At 63.9% G+C, this 17,055-nt stretch carries 17 protein-coding genes; 10 read left to right on the forward strand and 7 right to left on the reverse strand.

What is annotated here, in order from left to right:
- Positions 1 to 201: 201 nt before the first annotated feature.
- From AC6LJW_RS22910 to AC6LJW_RS22940, 7 genes are all read right to left on the reverse strand, one after another.
- Positions 202 to 1,512, reverse strand: coding sequence for a citrate synthase (locus AC6LJW_RS22910; protein ID WP_025141293.1), 1,311 nt, complete (start codon positions 1,510 to 1,512; stop codon positions 202 to 204).
- A gap of 19 nt (positions 1,513 to 1,531) precedes the next feature.
- On the reverse strand, positions 1,532 to 1,792 hold the full coding sequence (locus AC6LJW_RS22915; RefSeq protein ID WP_056567847.1) for a succinate dehydrogenase assembly factor 2: 261 nt from the start codon (positions 1,790 to 1,792) through the stop codon (positions 1,532 to 1,534).
- 24 nt (positions 1,793 to 1,816) lie between these two features.
- Entirely contained in the window at positions 1,817 to 2,533 is a 717-nt protein-coding gene (locus tag AC6LJW_RS22920; protein ID WP_056567852.1) for a succinate dehydrogenase iron-sulfur subunit, read from the reverse strand.
- Between the two features lie 18 nt (positions 2,534 to 2,551).
- Positions 2,552 to 4,330, reverse strand: a complete 1,779-nt coding sequence (gene sdhA / locus AC6LJW_RS22925; RefSeq protein ID WP_056567855.1) for a succinate dehydrogenase flavoprotein subunit — start codon at positions 4,328 to 4,330, stop codon at positions 2,552 to 2,554.
- A gap of 3 nt (positions 4,331 to 4,333) precedes the next feature.
- A complete protein-coding gene (sdhD, locus tag AC6LJW_RS22930) occupies positions 4,334 to 4,717 on the reverse strand; it encodes a succinate dehydrogenase, hydrophobic membrane anchor protein (RefSeq protein ID WP_056567857.1) in 384 nt (127 codons plus the stop codon).
- Positions 4,718 to 5,131 (reverse strand): succinate dehydrogenase, cytochrome b556 subunit, encoded by a 414-nt coding sequence (gene sdhC / locus AC6LJW_RS22935; protein ID WP_056567860.1) that lies wholly within the window; start codon positions 5,129 to 5,131, stop codon positions 4,718 to 4,720. It lies immediately after the preceding gene.
- Positions 5,132 to 5,251: 120 nt separating this feature from the next.
- A complete protein-coding gene (locus AC6LJW_RS22940; protein WP_056322083.1) occupies positions 5,252 to 6,031 on the reverse strand; it encodes a GntR family transcriptional regulator in 780 nt (259 codons plus the stop codon).
- Positions 6,032 to 6,385: 354 nt separating this feature from the next.
- Between AC6LJW_RS22940 and AC6LJW_RS22945 the strand changes: the two genes are divergently transcribed.
- The 10 genes from AC6LJW_RS22945 to AC6LJW_RS22990 all read left to right on the forward strand — a co-directional run bounded on the left by AC6LJW_RS22945 (position 6,386) and on the right by AC6LJW_RS22990 (position 17,016).
- Positions 6,386 to 7,375: a malate dehydrogenase gene (locus AC6LJW_RS22945; RefSeq protein WP_008161849.1), complete on the forward strand. Its 990-nt coding sequence runs from the start codon at positions 6,386 to 6,388 to the stop codon at positions 7,373 to 7,375.
- Between the two features lie 214 nt (positions 7,376 to 7,589).
- The gene (gene prpB, locus AC6LJW_RS22950) at positions 7,590 to 8,480 is read left to right on the forward strand and encodes a methylisocitrate lyase (RefSeq protein WP_056567866.1); all 891 of its coding nucleotides are present in this window, start codon (positions 7,590 to 7,592) and stop codon (positions 8,478 to 8,480) included.
- Positions 8,481 to 8,570: 90 nt separating this feature from the next.
- Complete coding sequence (prpC, locus tag AC6LJW_RS22955; RefSeq protein WP_056567870.1) at positions 8,571 to 9,764, forward strand: bifunctional 2-methylcitrate synthase/citrate synthase; 1,194 nt, start codon at positions 8,571 to 8,573, stop codon at positions 9,762 to 9,764.
- A gap of 74 nt (positions 9,765 to 9,838) precedes the next feature.
- Positions 9,839 to 11,290 carry a bifunctional 2-methylcitrate dehydratase/aconitate hydratase gene (locus AC6LJW_RS22960; protein WP_498088338.1) on the forward strand — a complete coding sequence of 484 codons (1,452 nt, stop codon included), beginning with the start codon at positions 9,839 to 9,841 and terminating at the stop codon, positions 11,288 to 11,290.
- 194 nt (positions 11,291 to 11,484) lie between these two features.
- The gene (locus AC6LJW_RS22965; protein WP_175122899.1) at positions 11,485 to 11,913 is read left to right on the forward strand and encodes a CopD family protein; all 429 of its coding nucleotides are present in this window, start codon (positions 11,485 to 11,487) and stop codon (positions 11,911 to 11,913) included.
- 480 nt (positions 11,914 to 12,393) lie between these two features.
- Positions 12,394 to 13,782 carry a THUMP domain-containing class I SAM-dependent RNA methyltransferase gene (locus AC6LJW_RS22970; protein ID WP_498088345.1) on the forward strand — a complete coding sequence of 463 codons (1,389 nt, stop codon included), beginning with the start codon at positions 12,394 to 12,396 and terminating at the stop codon, positions 13,780 to 13,782.
- 263 nt (positions 13,783 to 14,045) lie between these two features.
- Complete coding sequence (locus AC6LJW_RS22975) at positions 14,046 to 14,234, forward strand: hypothetical protein (protein ID WP_008161862.1); 189 nt, start codon at positions 14,046 to 14,048, stop codon at positions 14,232 to 14,234.
- A 229-nt stretch (positions 14,235 to 14,463) separates the two neighbouring features.
- Entirely contained in the window at positions 14,464 to 14,985 is a 522-nt protein-coding gene (locus AC6LJW_RS22980; protein ID WP_056567879.1) for an RDD family protein, read from the forward strand.
- A gap of 146 nt (positions 14,986 to 15,131) precedes the next feature.
- Positions 15,132 to 16,037, forward strand: coding sequence for a DUF2167 domain-containing protein (locus tag AC6LJW_RS22985; protein ID WP_056567882.1), 906 nt, complete (start codon positions 15,132 to 15,134; stop codon positions 16,035 to 16,037).
- A gap of 106 nt (positions 16,038 to 16,143) precedes the next feature.
- Entirely contained in the window at positions 16,144 to 17,016 is an 873-nt protein-coding gene (locus AC6LJW_RS22990) for a UDP-2,3-diacylglucosamine diphosphatase (RefSeq protein ID WP_156395228.1), read from the forward strand.
- Positions 17,017 to 17,055 lie beyond the last annotated feature (39 nt).

Genomic DNA, 17,055 nt, shown 5'->3' on the forward strand with positions numbered 1-17,055 from the left:
CGGCAGCTTCAAAATCCCCTTGCGCGCCAGATATCGTCAAACCGGCGCCAAGGTCACACCGGGTTCCGCCAACTCGGCAGTCACCTTCACGATGAACTATCTGTAACCGCCAAACCGTAGCCGCCAGAAAAAAACGCCAGTCGGCGCTGGGCTGACTGGCGTTTTGCCGGAAGGCGGCGCCTTCCGGATGGGGATTGCGAATTAACGCTTGTCCATCGGGGGCACGTCGCGCGTGACCGAGCCGGTGAACAGCTGACGCGGACGGCCGATCTTGTAGTCGGGATCCGACAGCATTTCGTTCCACTGGGCGATCCAGCCCACCGTGCGGGCCAGCGCGAAGATGGCCGTGAACAGCGAGGTCGGGATGCCGATGGCGCGCTGGACGATACCCGAGTAGAAGTCCACGTTCGGGTACAGCTTGCGCTGGACGAAGTACGGATCCGACAGCGCGATGCGTTCCAGTTCCATGGCCAGCTTGAACAGCGGGTCGTTTTCCAGGCCCAGGGCCGAGAGCACTTCCTTGCAGGTTTCCTGCATCAGCTTGGCGCGCGGATCGTAGTTCTTGTAGACGCGGTGGCCAAAGCCCATCAGGCGCACGCCAGAGTTCTTGTCCTTGACCTTCTCCATGAACTCGCCGACCTTGGCGATGCCGCCGTTGGCTTGCAGTTCTTCGAGCATCTGCAGGCAAGCTTCGTTGGCGCCGCCGTGAGCCGGGCCCCACAGGCAAGCCACGCCAGCCGAGATGGCGGCGAACGGGTTGGTGCCCGACGAACCGCACAAGCGCACGGTCGAGGTGGAGGCGTTTTGCTCGTGATCGGCGTGCAGGATGAAGATGCGGTCCAGCGCGCGCTCGACGACTTCATTGACCTTGTAGTCTTCGCACGGCGTGGCGAACATCATGCGCAGGAAGTTGCCCGTGTAGGACAGGTCGTTCTGCGGGTAGATGAACGGCTGGCCTTGCGAGTACTTGTACGCCATCGCAACCAGCGTCGGCATCTTGGCGATCAGGCGGATGGCCGAGATGTGGCGATGCTGCGGGTTCGTGATGTCGGTGGAGTCGTGATAGAACGCGGACAGCGCGCCGACCAGGCCCGTCAGGACGGCCATCGGGTGGGCGTCGCGGCGGAAACCACGCAGGAAGAAATGCAGCTGCTCATTGACCATCGTGTGATGGGTGACTTGCGAGTCGAAATCGGCCTTTTGTTCCTGGTTCGGCAGTTCGCCGTTCAGGATCAGGTAGCAGATGTCCATGAAGTCGCAGTTCACGGCCAGCTGTTCGATCGGGAAGCCGCGGTACAGCAGTTCGCCCTTGTCGCCGTCGATGTACGTGATGCCCGATTCGCAGGCAGCCGTCGACATGAAGCCGGGGTCAAACGTGAACATGCCCGTCTGGCCATACAGCTTGCGGATGTCGATCACATCCGGACCGACCGTGCCCTTGTAGACAGGGAACTCAATGGGTGCGCTGCCATCCGAGAAGGACAGAGTGGCTTTTTTGTCAGACAGGTTCATGTTTATTCCTCTCAATTAATCAGAGCGCGCGCATCTGGCCAATAATGCCTCGAAGCCTGGGTGTATCCAGTTCGCCTTCGAGTTCCTTACGAGCCAGCAGCAGATCGAGAAGATCGTTGTCTCCCATCTCGAAAAGCTGGGTCAATGCGGCCACGTCATCATCGGTAAGTTCAGCCTCGTGGGCATCCAGATACCGGGTGATGATCAAGTCGTTTTCGAGCAGGCCGCGGCGCGCCCGCCAACGCAGTCGCGCCCGCTCCAGTTCAGTTAGCCTGCTCATTCGTACACCTCAAATACACAAAAACTAGACCGTGCGGCGGACCATCAGTTCCTTGATCTTGCCGATCGCCTTGGTCGGGTTCAGCCCCTTCGGACAGACGTCGACGCAGTTCATGATCGTGTGGCAACGGAACAGACGGTACGGATCTTCCAGGTTGTCCAGACGCTCGCCAGTGGCTTCGTCGCGGCTGTCGGCGATGAAGCGGTAGGCTTGCAGCAGGCCGGCCGGGCCGACGAACTTATCCGGATTCCACCAGAACGACGGGCAGGAAGTGGAACAGCACGCGCACAGGATGCACTCGTACAGACCATCCAGCTCTTCGCGCGCCTCGGGCGACTGCAGACGCTCTTTCTCGGGCGGCGGCGTGTCGTTGATGAGGTACGGGCGGATCGAGTGGTACTGATTGAAGAAGTGCGTCATGTCCACGATCAGATCGCGGATGACCGGCAGGCCCGGCAGCGGACGCAGCACGATCGGTTCCTTCAGTTCGCGAAGGTTCGTGGTGCAGGCCAGGCCGTTCTTGCCGTTGATGTTCATGGCGTCCGAACCGCACACGCCTTCACGGCACGAGCGGCGCAGGGCCAGGCTGTCATCGACGTCGTTCTTGATGCGCACCAGCGCATCAAGCAGCATCTTGTCGGTGGGCTGGAGTTCGACGTCCAGCTTCTGCATGTAGGGACGCTCGTCCTTGTCCGGATCGTAGCGGTAGATTTCGAACTTGACGATTCTCTTGTTGCTCATAGTGGGCTCAATCCGGACTTAGAAGGTACGCGCCTTGGGCGGGAAGGACTCGACCGTCAGCGGCTTCATCTGAACAGGCTTGTAATCCAGGCGGCTGCCTTCGGAGTACCACAGCGTGTGCTTCAGCCAGTTCTCGTCGTCGCGCGTCGGGTGGTCGTCCAGCGCATGCGCGCCGCGGCTTTCGGTACGGGCGGCGGCCGACTTGATCGTGGCGCGGGCCACTTCGGTCATGTTCGCCAGTTCCAGCGCCTCGACACGGGCGGTGTTGAACACCTTGGACTTGTCCTTGAAGTAGATGCTGTCGGCTTGCTTGGCCAGGTCTTCGATCTGGGTCACGCCTTCGTTCAGCAGCTCCAGCGTGCGGAACACGCCGCAGTGGCGCTGCATCGAGAAGCGGATGGCATTGCCGATGTCTTGCGTCTTTTCGCCGGACGTACGCGATTCCAGCTTGTTGATGCGGTCCAGCGAGAACTCGACGGCCTGCTGCGGCAGGTCCTGGTGCGCGCGCTGGCGCTCCGGATGCGAGTTCACGATGTGGTTGCCGGTGGCGCGGCCGAACACGATCAGGTCGAGCAGCGAGTTCGTGCCCAGGCGGTTCGCGCCGTGGACCGACACCGCGGCGCATTCACCGATGGCGTACAGGCCGTTGACGATCTTGTTCTCGCCGTTTTCGCGCGAGAGCACCTGGCCATGGTAGTTGGCCGGAATGCCGCCCATCTGGTAGTGGATGGTCGGAACGACGGGGATCGGTTCCTTGATCGGATCGACGTTGCCGAACTTGATGGCGATTTCGCGGATCGAGGGCAGACGCTTGTTGATGACGTCGGCGCCCAGGTGGTCGAGCTTGAGCACGACGTAGCTGCCGTCCGGACCGCAACCGCGGCCTTCCTTGATTTCCTGGTCCATCGAGCGCGACACGAAGTCACGCGGCGCCAGATCCTTCAGCGTGGGGGCATAACGCTCCATGAAGCGCTCGCCATCCTTGTTCAGCAGGATGCCGCCTTCGCCGCGCACGCCTTCCGTGATCAGCACGCCCGCGCCGGCCACGCCGGTCGGGTGGAACTGCCAGAATTCCATGTCTTGCAGCGGGATGCCGGCACGGGCAGCCATGCCCAGGCCGTCGCCGGTATTGATGAACGCGTTGGTGGAAGCGGCCCAGATGCGGCCCGCGCCGCCGGTGGCCAGCACCGTGGTCTTGGCTTCCAGAATGTAGATTTCGCCCGTTTCCATTTCGAGGGCGGTCACGCCCACGACGTCGCCGGCTTCGTTGCGCAGCAGGTCCAGCGCCATCCATTCGACGAAGAACTGGGTGCGCGCGGCAACGTTGCGCTGGTAGAGGGTGTGCAGCAGGGCGTGGCCGGTACGGTCGGCAGCGGCACAGGCGCGCTGGACCGGCTTTTCGCCGAAGTTGGCGGTGTGGCCGCCGAACGGACGCTGATAGATCGTGCCGTCGGGGTTGCGGTCGAACGGCATGCCGAAGTGCTCGAGCTCGTACACGGCGTTCGGCGCTTCACGGCACATGAATTCGATGGCGTCCTGGTCGCCCAGCCAGTCCGAACCCTTGACGGTGTCGTACATGTGCCAGTACCAGTTGTCTTCGCTCATGTTGCCCAGCGAGGCGCTCACGCCGCCTTGCGCGGCAACGGTGTGCGAACGCGTGGGGAACACTTTGGAGAGCACCGCAACGGACAGGCCCGCTTGGGACAGTTGCAGCGAACAACGCATGCCGGCTCCGCCGGCGCCAACGACCACCACATCAAACTGGCGGCGCGGCAAGGATTTCATGACAGAGACCACGGCTTAAATGCTCCAGAGGATTTGCGCGAAGTAAACGACCGAACCGACCAGCCAGAGGATCGTCAGCACTTGCAGCAGCAGGCGCACGCCCACCGACTTGACGTAGTCCATCCAGATGTCGCGCACGCCGATCCAGGCATGCCAGGCCAGCGCAATGAATGCAAGGGTGGCCAGGATCTGGCCAACCGGAAGAACGCCCACGTAGAAATTGAACAGCGCGGTCCAGTGTTCGTACGTGAAGGCCGGCATCATCAGGATGCCGATGAGCAGCACCAGCGTGTACACGGCCATGATGACGGCGGTGATGCGCTGGATGATGAAATCCATGACGCCATAGTGGGCGCCGACGACCAGGCGCTTGGGTCCGTAGTTTTTAGCGGCGGCCATTTACAGCACTCCGAACAGTTTGAGAGCGAACACCAGGGTCAGCGCGAGGCTGACGCCGAACACCACGCCCGCGCTCTTCTTGGACGACTGCTTGTCGATACCGATGTGCAGATCCAGCAGCAGGTATCGGATGCCTGCACAGAAGTGGTGCAGGTAGCCCCACACGAGAACGAGGAAAACAAGCTTGACGATCGGATTGCCGGCGTACGCGGCCACGGCGGCGAACGTCTGCGGTGCGGCCACGCTGGCCGCGAACAACGGCAGGATGACCAAGGGAAGACAGAGGAACAACAACGCGCCGCTGACGCGGTGCAGAATGGACAGCTTGCCGGCCAGGGGCAGGCGGTAACTGGCAAGTTGCGCAATACCAATATTGCGAAACTGCGGACGTGGCTTGGCAGCGGTGTCGGACATGACGGCCTCGGTGTTTCGGAACTAGGGAATCGTTACGGCTAAATTGCCGCGGCCCTTGCGGGCAAACGCGGTATTTTCGCCCAGAGACGGGTTGGTATCAAATCGTAGGTAAAAAGCTCATCAATTCAGACTATTGCGGTAGTGGTATCGATCGGTCAAGTACAACCCCCGGCGAATTTCCATGGGGCGGTCACCGTACGTGTAGGACACTCGGTCTACCTGCAACAACGGCGTTCCGGCGGCAACATTAAGCAGCGTACAGACTTCGGCCGGCGCGGCGACCGCGCGCAGCTTCTCGTCCGCGCGCACCATGCTGACGCCGAATTCGGATTCAAACAGGCCATAGAGCGGCGCCTTGTTGGCGGTCAGCAGCTCAAGGGTGAGACCTCGGAAAATGGAGCCAGGGAGCCAGATGTCGTCCAGCACGGTCGGTGTCTGCCCCATGGACAGCAGGCGGCGGATCATGACGACGGTCTCGCCGGCGCGCAGGTCGAGCGCGCGGGCGATCTCGGCGGGCGCGCGGGTGCGGCGGCATTCCAGGATGCGGCTCTCCGCGCGGCCGGCCTCGCCCTCTTCGTCGGGGGCCAGGCGCAGAAAGCGGTAGCGCACGCGGGCTTCGTGGTGGGTGGCGACAAAAGTGCCCTTGCCTTGGCGGCGCAGCAGCATGTGCTCGGCCGCCAGCTCATCGACCGCCTTGCGCACCGTGCCCTGGCTCACCTGAAAACGGGCGGCCAGATCGATTTCGCTGGGGATGAGCTCGCCGGGCTTCCATTCGCCGCGCTCGAGGCTTTGGACAAGCAGATCCTTGATCTGGCGGTATAGCGGACTGAAAGCGGCTCCCTCGCCCGTTGGACGGGCGGCGCGATTGCGTAAGGAGGTTTCGGGCCGAGGCTCTGCCATGGATCTTCTTGAAAGTGTCATGTTTATCCGGATGAATGAGAAGGCAGCGCCAAGGGATGCGAACTCATCCGTATGCGCTGCTGCCGCCGGCCTTATGGCTTGATACAGGCGCGCGGCCCAGCAGGCCGCGGCGCATTCGAATAAACGCTCTATTGTGGCATATCGGGAGGCGAGCTGTCCAACGTCTTATGTCTTATATAAGATAGAAGATCAATTGACGCTTACGTTAATTCGATCTAGGATTCAAAGCTGTCCGCGCGACGCGCAGCGCCCTTTGCGGCCGCTTGTTACCGCGCCCAACGATTACACTGATTGGTGAGATTTTTTCTCGCCAAACCATTACGGAGAACGTCCATGTCCAAGCCTGCCTTGCGTGTCGCCGTCACCGGCGCCGCCGGCCAAATCGGTTACGCACTGCTATTCCGCATCGCCTCGGGCGAAATGCTGGGTAAAGATCAACCCGTCATCCTGCAACTGCTGGAAATCCCCGACGAGAAAGCGCAAAAGGCCCTGAAGGGCGTCATCATGGAACTGGATGACTGCGCCTTCCCGCTGCTGCAGGAAGTCACCGCGCACAGCGACCCGCGCACCGCCTTCAAGGACGCCGACGTGGCCCTGCTGGTTGGCGCCCGTCCCCGCGGCCCGGGCATGGAACGCAAGGACCTGCTGTCCGTCAACGCGCAGATCTTCACGGCTCAGGGCAAGGCCCTGAACGACGTCGCCAGCCGCAACGTCAAGGTCCTGGTCGTCGGCAACCCCGCCAACACCAACGCCTACATCGCCATGAAGTCGGCGCCGGACCTGCCCGCCAAGAACTTCACCGCCATGCTGCGCCTGGACCACAACCGCGCCCTGTCGCAACTGGCCGCCAAATCGGGCAAGGCCGTCGCCGACATCGAAAAGCTGGTCGTGTGGGGCAACCACTCGCCCACGATGTACCCCGACTTCCGCTTCGCCACCGTCGGCGGCGAATCGCTGTCCAAGCTGATCAACGACGACGCCTGGAACCGCGACACGTTCATCCCCACCGTGGGCAAGCGCGGCGCCGCCATCATCGAAGCCCGTGGTCTGTCCTCGGCCGCTTCGGCCGCCAACGCCGCCATCGACCACGTCCGTGACTGGGTTCTGGGCAGCAACGGCAAGTGGGTCACGATGGGCATCCCGTCGGACGGCTCCTACGGCATCCCCGAAGGCATCATCTACGGCGTGCCGGTCACGACCGAAAACGGCGAATACAAGCGCATCGAGGGCCTGGAAATCGACGCCTTCTCGCGTGAGCGCCTGGACTTCACGCTGAAAGAGCTCCTCGAAGAGCGCGACGGCGTCAAGGACCTGCTGAAGTAAGCAGCGCGCAGTAAAGGATTGGGCCCGTTCATGCGGGCCCAATCCTTAAGCGGGCCCGCAATGCGCGCGGCCCGGGACGTACGCAGTACCGGGAAATACACCTGTCTCTTTGCCCAGCCGCAAAAGCGTATGCCGCGGGGATTGTCGCGCAGGGGACAGATTTATTTTTCGGACCCGCGATATGGTCGTGGGCTACCAAGAACAGGAGACAACCATGTCCAGACCCGAATCGCCCGGCGCCCTCTTTCGCCGCGCGCTCGCCGAAGAGCATCCGCTGCAGATCATCGGCGCCATCAACGCGAACCACGCCCTCCTGGCCAAGCGCGCCGGCTACCGCGCGATCTACCTATCCGGCGGCGGCGTCGCGGCCGGCTCGCTGGGCCTGCCGGACCTGGGCATCAACACGATGGACGACGTCCTGACCGACGTGCGCCGCATCACCGACGTGTGCGACGTGCCGCTGGTGGTGGACATCGACACCGGCTTCGGACCGTCGGCATTCAACATCGCCCGCACCGTCAAGAGCCTGATCAAGTTCGGCGCCGCTGCCTGCCACATTGAGGACCAGGTCGGCGCCAAGCGCTGCGGCCATCGGCCCGGCAAGGAAATCGTCACCACCGAGGAAATGGCCGACCGCGTGAAGGCCGCCGCCGACGCGCGCACCGACAGCGACTTCTACCTGATCGCCCGCACCGACGCGATCGCCTCGCACGGCGTGGACGCCGCCATCGAGCGCGCGCTGGCCTGCGTCGAAGCCGGGGCCGACGCCATCTTCGCCGAAGCCGCCTACGACCTGCCCACTTACGACCGCTTCGTAAAGGCCGTCAAGGTGCCGGTGCTGGCCAACATCACCGAGTTCGGCAAGACGCCGCTCTTCTCGGTCGAAGAACTGAAGAGCGTCGGCGTGGGGATGGTGCTCTATCCGCTGTCGGCCTTCCGCGCCATGAACAAGGCCGCCGAGGCCGTCTACACCGCGATTCGCCGCGACGGCCACCAGAAGAACGTCGTCGATCTGATGCAGACGCGCGAAGAACTGTACGACCGCATCGGCTATCACGAATTCGAATCCAGGCTGGACGCGCTCTTCCAGAAGGGCAAGGCGTAGTCCGGCCCCCTCAGGCGCGCGCCGCGGCAGACCCGCGGCGCCGTCCGCCACCCATTGCATCTTCCATCGCGTAAGGAAAGGAGTAGAGACATGAGCACGGCTCCCAAGAAGCAAGAAGCCAAATCGGACGCCAAGCCGGAAGAAAAAGCCGGTTTCAAGCCCAAGAAGTCGGTTGCGCTGTCCGGCGTGGTCGCGGGCAATACCGCACTGTGCACCGTCGGCCGCAGCGGCAACGACCTGCACTATCGCGGCTATGACATCCTGGACATCGCCCATACCAGCGAGTTCGAGGAAATCGCCCACTTGCTCGTCCATGGCAAGCTGCCCAACAAGGCTGAGCTGAAGGCCTACAAGGAAAAGCTGCGCAGCCTGCGCGGCCTGCCCGCGCAGTTGCAGGTCGCCCTGGAAGCCCTGCCCGCCGCCAGCCACCCGATGGACGTGATGCGCACGGCCGTGTCGGTGCTGGGCTGCGTGCTGCCCGAAAAAGACGACCACAACACCCCGGGCGCGCGCGATATCGCCGACCGCCTGATGGCCAACCTGGGTTCGGCCCTGCTCTACTGGTACCACTTCAGCCACAACGGCCGCGTCATCGACGTGCAGACGGACGACGACAGCATCGGCGGCCACTTCCTGCACCTGCTGCATGGCGAGAAGCCCAGCGACGAATGGGTCAAGGCGATGCACATCTCGCTGAACCTGTACGCCGAGCACGAATTCAACGCCTCGACGTTCACGGCCCGCGTCATCGCCGGCACGGGTTCGGATGTGTTCTCGGCCATCTCGGGCGCCATCGGCGCCTTGCGCGGCCCCAAGCACGGCGGCGCCAACGAAGTCGCATTCGAAGTGCAGAAGCGCTACGAAACCCCGGAAGAAGCCGAGGCCGACATCCGCCGCCGCGTGGAAGCCAAGGAAGTCATCATCGGTTTTGGCCATCCGGTCTACACGGTCTCCGACCCGCGCAACAAGGTCATCAAGGACGTCGCCAAGAAGCTGTCCAAGAAGGCCGGCACGACCAAGATGTTCGACATCGCCGAACGCCTGGAAACCGTCATGTGGGACGTCAAGAAGATGTTCCCCAACCTGGACTGGTTCTCGGCCGTCAGCTATCACATGATGGGCGTGCCCACTGCCATGTTCACCCCGCTGTTCGTCATCGCGCGCACCGCGGGCTGGTCGGCCCACATCATCGAACAGCGCATTGACAACAAGATCATCCGCCCCACCGCCAATTACGTGGGCCCGGAAGACCAGAAGTTCGTGCCCATCGACAAGCGCAAGTAAAGACAAGCGCAGGTTAAACGCGATCGAGGGCGCGGCATGGCCACCTGTATTCACTTTTCCGAAGAGGTACTGCTATGTCTGCCCCGATCTCGAACGTACGTCCCGAGCCCGACCAGGTCCTGGCCGATATCGCGGACTACGTGCTCAACTATGAAGTCCGCAGCGATCTGGCATACGAGACCGCACGCAACTGCCTGATCGACACGCTGGGCTGCGGCCTGGAAGCGCTGGAATATCCGGCTTGCCGCAAACTGCTGGGTCCGGTCGTGCCGGGCACCGTGGTGCCCCAAGGCGCCAAGGTGCCCGGCACGCAATTCCAGCTTGACCCGGTCCAGGCCGCGTTCAACATCGGCGCCATGATCCGCTGGCTGGACTTCAACGACACCTGGCTAGCGGCCGAATGGGGCCACCCGTCCGACAACCTGGGCGGCATCCTTGCCACGGCCGACTGGCTGTCGCGCACGGCAGTCGCATCGGGCAAGCCGCCGCTATCCATGCGCGACGTGCTGACCGGCATGATCAAGGCGCACGAAATCCAGGGCTGCATCGCGCTGGAAAACTCCTTCAACAAGGTGGGCTTGGACCACGTGGTGCTGGTCAAGGTGGCGTCCACGGCCGTGGTCGCGCAGATGCTGGGCCTGACCCGCGACGAAGTCATCAACGCGGTGTCGCTCGCCTGGGTCGACGGCCAGAGCCTGCGCACCTATCGCCACGCCCCCAACACCGGCAGCCGCAAGAGCTGGGCCGCCGGCGACGCGACCAGCCGCGCGGTGCGCCTGGCGCTGATCGCACGCACCGGCGAAATGGGTTATCCGTCGGTGCTGAGCGCCAAGACCTGGGGCTTTTACGACGTGCTTTTCAAGGGCCAGCCGTTCAAGTTCCAGCGACCGTACGGCAGCTACGTGATGGAAAACGTGCTGTTCAAGATCTCGTTTCCGGCCGAATTCCATGCGCAGACCGCCGTGGAATGCGCCATGCAGATCCATGATCTGCTCAAGTCGCAGGGCAAAAGCGCGGACGACATCAAACAGATCCGGATCCGCACGCACGAAGCGTGCATCCGCATCATCGACAAGAAGGGACCGCTGAACAATCCCGCCGACCGCGACCACTGCATCCAATACATGGTGGCCGTGCCGGTGCTGTTCGGACGCCTGACCGCGGGCGACTACGAAGACGAGATCGCGCAGGATCCGCGCATTGACGCGCTGCGCGCCAAGATCGTCTGCGTCGAGGATCCCGCGTTCACCAGCGACTATCACAACCCCGCCAAGCGCTCGATCGCCAACGCGCTGACCGTGCAATTCAACGACGGCACGGCGCTGGATGAAATCGTCTGCGAATACCCCATCGGCCACAAGCGCCGCCGCGCCGACGGCATTCCGCTGCTAGAGATCAAGTTCCGCACCAACCTGGCGCGCGTGTTTCCGCCGCGTCAGCAGCAGCGCATTTTGGCGGCGTCGCTGGATCAGGAGACGCTGGAAGCGATGCCGGTCCACGAATACATGGATCTGTATGTGATCTGAGGAGTGTCTCATCAGGTGTCTGACACCCAAGGCACATCGGTCCGGTCTGACGTCCGTCTCCCACGGGTGTCAGACACCTGGTGGCACACCTCGCCGCCCAGTGGTGTCTGACACCCCCCGTGGCACCGCGCGTCGCCCAAGGCTGTCAGATACCGGCGCGCATACAATGCGGCTTTCCTCCATCGGATCGCGCCATGGCCATGCTCTGGGTCAAGACCTTTCATATCGTCTTCATCGCTTCCTGGTTTGCCGGATTGTTCTATCTGCCGCGCATTTTCGTGAATCTCGCGCAAACCTCGGACACCGCCGTCCAGGAAACGCTGCTCGGCATGGCGCGCCGCCTTTACCGCTTCACCACCATCCTGGCGGTCGTCGCCATCATTTTTGGCATGTGGCTGTACGTGGGTTACCGCATTGGCGTGGGTCCCGGCAACGGCTGGATGCACGCCAAGCTCTTTTTCGTGCTGCTCGTCATCGGCTACCATCACGCCTGTGGCCTCATGCTGCGCAAATTCGAACAGGGCAAGAACACCCGTTCGCACAAGTTCTATCGCTGGTTCAACGAAGTTCCCGTCTTGCTGCTCTTGGTGGTGGTGGCGCTGGTCGTCGTCAAACCCTTCTGATACCCCTACCTTTGCACATTCGCCAGGATTCGTATGTCCTCTGATGAACAGGACCGCCCGCGCAAGACGCTGACGATCAAAAAAACGGCCCGCGACGCTCAAGCCGAGGGCGCGGCCAAACGCACCCGCACCGGCGCCCGCGCGCGCCTGGTCGCGCAGATCGAGCGCGCCCGCGACAACACCGAACGCCAGAAGGACCCCGAGGGCTACCAGCGGCGCCAGGAAGAAGAGGCCCGCAGCGCCCGCAGGCCGTCCGGCGCAGGCCGCGATGCGCCCGCCCGCGGCACGTCGCCGCGTTCGGGACAATCGCGGCCTGGTCAGTCACGACCCGGGCAGGCCGAGCGCGGCCAGTACGATCGCGGCCAATCCGACCGTCCCTCGGCGCGCCGTGGCGCTTCCGACCGCACCCGCGCGGACGACAGCCGCCGCGACGACGCGCCCGGCCCGCGCGCCGGACGCACGCCGCAGCGCGCGCCGCGTTTGCGTGACGACCAGTACATTGCCCCGGCGACGCCGGCCGGCCGCTTCTACGATCCGTTCGAAGACGACGGCCCCGCCCCCGAATTCGCGCAAGAACCCGACCACACGGCAGAATCCGACGACGCGCAGAAATCCGATTTCGCGCACGAAGCCGATGTCGATCACGATTGGGATGCCCCGCGCGAGCGCGCCGCCCCCCGTGCCGACGTCCGCAGCCGCCGTCCCCGCGAGCCGCGTCAAGCTGAAATCTTCACCGTCTTCGCCCCCTGCCCCCAAGGCCTGGAAGAAGCGCTGACCGCCGAAATGCAGGCGCTCGGCTACGAAGACGCCAAGGCCGGCCGGGCAGGCTGCTCGTTCACGTCGGACTGGTCGGGCATCCAGCGCGCCAACCTGTACTCGCGGCTGGCGACCCGCATCCTCGTGCAAGTGGCCCATGCCGAGATCTCGCACGAAGACGACATCCTGGATTTGGCCCGCGATACCCCCTGGGAACGGTGGTTCGGCGCCGAACAGACGCTGCGCGTGGACACCTCCGCCATCAAGAGCCCGGTGCAGAGCCTGCAGTACTGCAACCTGCGCGCCAAGGACGGTATCTGCGACCGCCTGCGCGAGCTTGAAGGCGAGCGCCCCAGCATCGACACGGTGCGCCCCGATGCGCGCGTGCACCTTTTCCTGACGGGCCACACGGCCACGCTTTATCTGGACACGTCGGGCGAATCCCTGTTCAAGCGCGGCTGGCGCCTGGACAAGGGCGAAGCGCCGCTGCGCGAAAACCTGGCAGCCGGCATGCTGGCGCTGGCGGGCTGGGATCCGGCCGCGCCGCTCCTGGATCCCTTCTGCGGATCCGGCACCATCTTGATCGAGGCGGCCTGGATCGCGCTGGGTGTACCCCCGGGCATCTCGCGCCCGTTCGGGTTCGAACGCCTGCGCGACCACGATGCGTACCGCTGGCGCGACCTGAAGGACGACGCCCGGGCCCGCATCCTGCCGCAGCTCGACGCGCCGCTGGTCGGCTACGACCTCAATCCCCTGGCCATTGAATACGCCCGTAACAACGCCGAGCGCGCCTGGCTGACCGCCGACTCGATCCGCTTTGAAGTAGGCGATGCGCGGGAAGTGACGGCGCCCGCCGACCATGGCTGGATCGTCACCAACCCGCCCTACGGCGAGCGCATGGGCGCGGAACAGGACGCCGACCTGTGGCGCGACTGGGCGACCTGCCTGAAGCACAATTTCGCGGGATGGGAGCTGCACGTCATCACCAGCGACCTGACGCTGCCCAACCAGATGCGTTTGAAGCCCAAGCGGCGCGTCCCGCTGCACAACGGCGCGCTCGACTGCCGCCTGTTCGGCTTCGAGCTGGTGGCCGCCGGCTACCGCGACGCCTGAGCGCGTCCTGCCCTCCTGCGGCACGCGCCGCGGAGGGCTACCTGCCTGATTCGGGCAGCATCCCCACGTTGTAAAAGCGCCGCAACATGCGGCGCCTATCTTTGCTTATGGTGCCCCGCCGCGCGGTTTTGGGGCATCATCAGCACCACGGTGTTGCCAAGTTGCACCAGCTTGAATCGGCCTCTTGCATAGTTTCAGGGTAAACCCCTATAATCCGGGTTATCCCTAGTAGCAAACAACTGTGCAAGCCCGTGGAGGCTATTGTGATCAACCCGAACAACACCATTCGCCTGACCGACGAACTCGAGCGTCAACTGATGCTCCAGGCTATCGAAGAACAATTCCGCCCGCATCCGATGCGGGCGTTGGCTGCAGGCCTGCGCAAGCTGGCCCACGGCATCAAGGCCCTGGCCGGCAAGACGAGCGCCAAGAACGCGCACTCCGCTGCCTAAGCTGGGCCCAGGCTTCGGCCTAACGATTTTCCCCTTGGGGGCTGCATAGCCCCTTTTATAGACCCGCCCTTACCGGCGGGTTTTTTTTGCGCATCAGTCGCACCGAAGCTGCAGTGGCCAGAATGGCCGCTCGGCCGCCCGAAGGCGGGGCAGCCCCCGCGGGGGGGCAGCAAGCATGCACCGCGTCGTGTGCGGCGTGGGGGCAACGTTTTATGGATAATAGCGGTCCATGAATGACGCCCACCTCGACGAAACGCCCAATCGGCTGCGCCGGTTTGCCTGCATGATGTACGAAGCCGTGCTGCTGTTCGGCGTCGTTTTTCTGGCGGGTTACCTACTTGATACCCTCACCCAGAGCCGCAATGCGCTGGAATTGCGGGCCGCCCGGCAGGCGTGGCTGTTCGTGGCAATCGGCGCTTATTTCGTACTGTGCTGGCGCCGCCGCGGCCAGACGCTGCCCATGAAGACCTGGAACATCCGGCTGGTGGATCGCCACGGCAATACGCCGTCGACCGGCCTGCTGGTCCTGCGCTACATCCTGGCGTGGCCGCTGGTGCTTGCGGGCGCCGCCGTGGTCTGGGGCGCGGCGCTGGCCACCGGCTGGCCGTCCGTGGACATGTTCATCGTTGCGGCGCCCTTCACCATCTTCATCTGGTCCTGGCTGGATCCCGACGGGCAGTTCCTGCACGACCGCATTCTGGGCACCCGCCTGCGCAACGCGCCGCAAGCCAAAGGCAAGAAAGCGCGCTGAGCCGTATCGGCGTGCGCCGGCACGCCACCTGACATCGCCGGTTGATGCGGGCCAAGGCGCCCGGCATTTTGGGCGCGCGTTCAGAGAGATGACAGCCGCACGCCCAGACAATGAGGCCCCATTTAACTACCGGCTTCATCATCACCATGCGCGCATTCATTTCCCGCCTGTCGCTGGCCCTCGCCAGCGCGCTGTTGTTCCTGCACGCAGGCGCGTCGGCCCAGAACGCATCGGCCCAGCAGGAGATCGAAGCGGCCTCCAAGGCCGCGTTCGCCGCCGCCCGGCAAGGTCCGACCGACGTGACACTGGGCGACCAGGCAACCCTGAAGCTGCCGCAGAGTATGTTTTTCGTGCCGCGCCCGCAGGCCGAGCGGTTGATGCAGGCCTACGGCAACGGCAAGGATCCCTCGCTCCTGGGCGTCGTGATGCCCAAGAGCGACGACGAAGACTGGGTCGTCACCGTCAATTTCGACAAGGCCGGCTACATCAAGGACGACGACGCCCGCAACTGGAACGTCAGCGAGTTGCTGGACAGCCTGCGCGAAGGCACCGAGGCATCCAACGAGGAACGCAAGAAACGCGGCTTTCCCGAGCTGACGGTGGGCGGCTGGGTGGAGGCGCCCAAGTACGACAGCAACACGCAGCGCCTCGTCTGGTCGGTGGCCGCCAAGCACAAGGACGCCGCCGCCGAGGAAGACGCCACCGTCAACTACAACACCTACGCGCTAGGTCGCGACGGCTACATCACGCTGGATCTGATCACCGAGAAGAACAAGGTGCCCATGGACAAGGCCGCCGTGCTGGCGCTGCTGGACAACCTGCACTACGTCGAAGGCAAGCGCTATGCGGATTTCGACGCTTCGAGCGACAAGGTTGCCGAATATGGCCTGGCAGCCCTGGTGGCGGGCGTCGCCGCCAAGAAGCTCGGTCTGTTCGCGGTAATCGCGGCTTTCCTGGCCAAATTCGCCAAGGTCGGCATCCTGGCCGCTGCGGCGCTGGGCGGCGGGCTGTGGAAGCGCCTGAAGGGCAAGAAGGCCACCGGGCAGTCCTGATCCGCTGAACCGGCGGTGCGTGCGCCTCCCTGGCCGCGCGCCCCGTCACAACCGCGTCATGGATTCGTCACGCGCGCGTCATCGCTAGGTGGTCTCATTCTCAAGCATGACCACAGCCCACAGGGAAGCGACCGTGAACGAAATCCAACCGACGCACTGGCGCGCCCTGTGGATTTCCGATATTCACCTGGGCACTGCCGGGTGCAAAGCGGAATTCCTGCTCGATTTTCTGGATCACAACGATTCGGACACCCTGTACCTGGTCGGCGACATCGTCGATGGCTGGCAGCTGCGCAAGCACTGGCACTGGCCCCGGGCGCACAACGACGTGATCCAGCGCATCCTGCGCAAGGCCCGCAACGGCACCCGGGTGGTCTTCATCCCGGGCAACCACGACGAATTTGCCCGCGAGTTTGCCGGTTTCGCCTTTGGCGACATCGAGGTCCTGGACGAGGACGTGCATGTCACGGCCAAGGGGCTGCGCCTGCTGGTGCTGCACGGGGACCAGTTCGACGGTGTCATCCAGCACAGCCGCTGGCTGGCGCACCTGGGCGATGGGCTCTATCAGTTCGCGCTGTGGGTCAACCACCATTTCAATCGCCTGCGCCACCGGCTGGGCATGCATTACTGGTCGCTGTCGCAGTACCTGAAGCACAAGGTCAAGAACGCGGTGTCGTTCATCACCGACTTCGAGGAGGCGCTGGCCGGCGAAGCCCGGCGGCGCGGACTGGACGGCGTGGTCTGCGGCCACATCCACAAGCCCGAGCTGCGAGACGTGGGCGGCATCCTGTACTGCAACGACGGCGACTGGGTCGAAAGCCTCTCGGCGCTGGCGGAGACGCACGACGGCCAGCTCCAGCTTCTGGACTGGGCGGTGCTGCAGGCCGAACGCCAACGCGACCCGGCCAACCGCCCGCCGCGATCCCTGACGTTGCCCGCCCTGCCCTCCGCGCTGCGCCGACAGGGCAAGCACCCGTGATAACCCGTATGCGTCCCCGTTACGCAACGGGGATATTGC

The sequence above is a fragment of the Achromobacter sp. 1012554356 genome (assembly GCF_059760815.1).